Origin of the sequence: Jeotgalibaca caeni (assembly GCF_028863945.1) — a bacterium.
Taxonomy (GTDB): Bacteria; Bacillota; Bacilli; order Lactobacillales; family Aerococcaceae; genus Jeotgalibaca; species Jeotgalibaca caeni.
This window is the reverse complement of the sequence record NZ_JARBEA010000108.1, coordinates 1-2,612: the sequence shown is the minus strand read 5'-3', so window position 1 is coordinate 2,612 and position 2,612 is coordinate 1. Positions and strand designations below refer to the sequence as shown.

Annotated in this window: 3 protein-coding genes, 2 tRNA genes and 1 rRNA gene; 4 read left to right on the top strand and 2 right to left on the bottom strand. The window is 43.1% G+C overall.

Annotated features, from left to right (window positions below; translation table 11 throughout):
• The first annotated feature begins 138 nt into the window (after window positions 1-138).
• The 3 genes from rrf to PVE40_RS12565 all read left to right on the top strand — a co-directional run bounded on the left by rrf (window position 139) and on the right by PVE40_RS12565 (window position 419).
• Window positions 139-254 (top strand): 5S ribosomal RNA (rrf, locus tag PVE40_RS12575).
• A 12-nt stretch (window positions 255-266) separates the two neighbouring features.
• Window positions 267-340 (top strand) — tRNA-Asn (locus PVE40_RS12570).
• Window positions 341-346: 6 nt separating this feature from the next.
• A tRNA-Thr gene (locus PVE40_RS12565) sits at window positions 347-419 on the top strand.
• 82 nt (window positions 420-501) lie between these two features.
• On the opposite strand, the gene PVE40_RS12560 is transcribed toward PVE40_RS12565, so the two are convergent.
• Complete coding sequence (locus PVE40_RS12560) at window positions 502-1,185, bottom strand: DNA alkylation repair protein (protein ID WP_274732277.1); 684 nt, start codon at window positions 1,183-1,185, stop codon at window positions 502-504.
• Window positions 1,186-1,284: 99 nt separating this feature from the next.
• Here PVE40_RS12560 and PVE40_RS12555 point away from each other — a divergent pair, with 99 nt between their 5' ends.
• Complete coding sequence (locus PVE40_RS12555; RefSeq protein WP_274732276.1) at window positions 1,285-2,208, top strand: aldo/keto reductase; 924 nt, start codon at window positions 1,285-1,287, stop codon at window positions 2,206-2,208.
• A 223-nt stretch (window positions 2,209-2,431) separates the two neighbouring features.
• On the opposite strand, the gene PVE40_RS12550 is transcribed toward PVE40_RS12555, so the two are convergent.
• Window positions 2,432-2,612: hypothetical protein (locus PVE40_RS12550; protein WP_274732274.1), on the bottom strand; the 181-nt coding region annotated here is incomplete at its 5' end.

The following is a 2,612-nucleotide window of genomic DNA, read 5'->3' as shown; positions in this document are numbered from 1 at the left end:
CAGCGATGTGTGGAGCGGACCAGTACTAATCGGTCGAGGACTTAACCAAGAGAATGGCAACGGCAGATGGGTTGGTCGCCAAACTAGGCCGTGTTATGGATTCAGTTTTGAGGGAACAAGGTTCCCCAGAAAAATATGTGCGGTGGCGATGGCAAGAAGGTCACACCTGTTCCCATCCCGAACACAGAAGTTAAGCTTCTTAGCGCCGATTGTAGTGAAGGGTTTCCCTTTGTGAGAGTAGGACGCTGCCGCGCATTATATATTATTCCGCAATAGCTCAGTTGGTAGTAGCGCTTGACTGTTAATCAAGATGTCGCAGGTTCGAGTCCTGCTTGCGGAGTTTTTTGCCGTCTTAGCTCAGTAGGTAGAGCGTCGCCTTGGTAAGGCGGAGGCCACGGGTTCAAATCCCGTAGATGGCTTGCAGTAAAAGTCGTACAACCGTTCAGGTGGTGCGGCTTTTTTGTATGCATGATAAAATAGATAAAAATGGAAAACCGCTAATCAATGGATTGGCGGTTTTTTTGTATTTACTAGATACTTACTCCCTTCGCGAATACTTAAAGGAGCCATCTGTGGACGATGGGCCTCAATAAACTGCTGTACCCAAGCAGGATTTGTCTTGCTATAGTCTCGGAGGCTCCAGCCGATTGCTTTGTTGATGAAGAATTCAGTCGACAGGAGGTTATTCTCAATGATCTGACCAAGCAGCACCGCGTCTGTTCCTTCTTTGAATAGCAACTGATGGTCAATCGCCACTCGTCTCACCCAAATGTTCTCGTTGGTACTCCATGCGAGCATGGTTTCTTTCGTATCAGGATAACGGTTTACAATGGAACCGACAACGCCGTCTAAGGAATCTACCGTATCCCGCCAAGATTTAGTCAGGATAAACTCTTTTAAGAGAGGAAGGTGTTCGGGTTGTAGAAGACCTTGAATAGCGAGTAAGTAATCTGCACCCATATAGTGAAACTCCCGCGTTTCTTGATCAAAACAAATGCGTACGAAATCAAAGTCTATTCGTTTTTCTTTTTCCGCCATTTTAAAGGTAGAGCGATAGACTTTTTTGCGTACAGGAGCGGAAATACCTAGGAAAGGATACTGATTCCTCATATAAGCTTCCATTTTAACCGCACGTTCAGGATTCCGTAAAGCTACTAATGCATCAAAGGCTGGTTCATACCACATGAAGATTCCTCCTTTATTTCTTCTATTGTACTCGCTAGGGGTCAAATCTACCAATGTGATATAATAGAGGAAACGATTTCAAAGAAAGGTGTGACCAGTTTGAAGAAAGTAAAGATTGGCAATCAAGGCTTTGAAGGTTCTGTTATTTCTTTAGGGATTATGCGTATGGATCAAATTAGTTTAGAGGAAGCGAAAGAAGTGGTCCAAACAGCATTGGACTATGGAATCGACTATTTTGACCATGCGGATATTTATGGAGACGGGGAATCGGAACGGATTTTTGGTCGTGCAGTAAAAGAAATGGGGATTCCGCGTGATTCGTTGCTGATTCAATCAAAAGGTGGGATTGTAAAGGGCGGAATGTATGATTTTTCAAAAGAGCATATTATTTCAGCGGTCGAAGGCAGCTTGAAGAGACTTCAAACAGATTATTTGGATGCTTTCTTGTTGCATCGTCCAGATGCACTAATGGAACCTGAAGAAGTAGCGGAGGCTTTTGATCTATTAGAGAAAACGGGTAAAGTCCGTCACTTCGGGGTCAGCAATCATAACCCAATGCAAATTGAATTGTTAAAAACAAAAGTAAAACAACCGCTTCTTATTAATCAACTGCAACTTAGTGTAACGCATCACCCAATGATCGATGCGGGACTGAATGTAAACCGCGTAAATGATTTATCAATCGTGCGGGACGGTTCTATTTTAGACTATAGCCGTATTACGGAGATGACCATCCAACCTTGGTCTCCATTCCAAATTGGGAATGAGAAAAGAGGCGTTTTGATTGGGCATCCAGATTATAGAGAACTAAATGAAGTTTTGGACCGAATGGCAGAAGAAAAAGGCGTTGCACAAGAAACGATTGCAATTGCCTGGCTGCTTCGTCACCCAGCCCGTATGCAACCCATAATTGGTAGTATGAATCCAAAGCGGATTGCAGCGGTAGCCAAAGCGCCAGAAGTTACGCTCTCCAGAGAAGAATGGTATGAGTTATACCGCGCAGGAGGCTACCGACTGCCCTAAACATATTTTTTACAAAGAGTGAAAGAGGCTTGTTTAGCAGAGAGGCGAGAAGATACATTCTCGCTTCTTTTTATTAATTTCAAAAAGTTTGATTTTTTGGTTGACGAAAGTTGATGCAGGTGATATTATATAAAAGTTGCCGCTGCTAAGAAATCTCATCCCCAAGAAATAAAAAAACTTTATTTCAAAAAAGGGTTGACGGTTAAGCAGTAAGGTGGTATTATTAAATAGTTGTCACGAAGCGTGTTACACGCCGGACGTGATAACGGATTGACCTTTGAAAACTGAACAAAGAATGAACGAACCAAACGTGCAGGGCATCCTTATGGATGCACACAATTAAGTCGGCACTTGTGCCGCAAAACATCAAGTCAGCAAAAAAAGAGCTATTCTGCTCATCATGT

Bases quoted from the DNA above. Each gene is read 5' to 3' on its own strand.
- PVE40_RS12560 (WP_274732277.1), bottom strand. From the start codon at position 1,185: ATGTGGTATGAACCAGCCTTTGATGCATTAGTAGCTTTACGGAATCCT.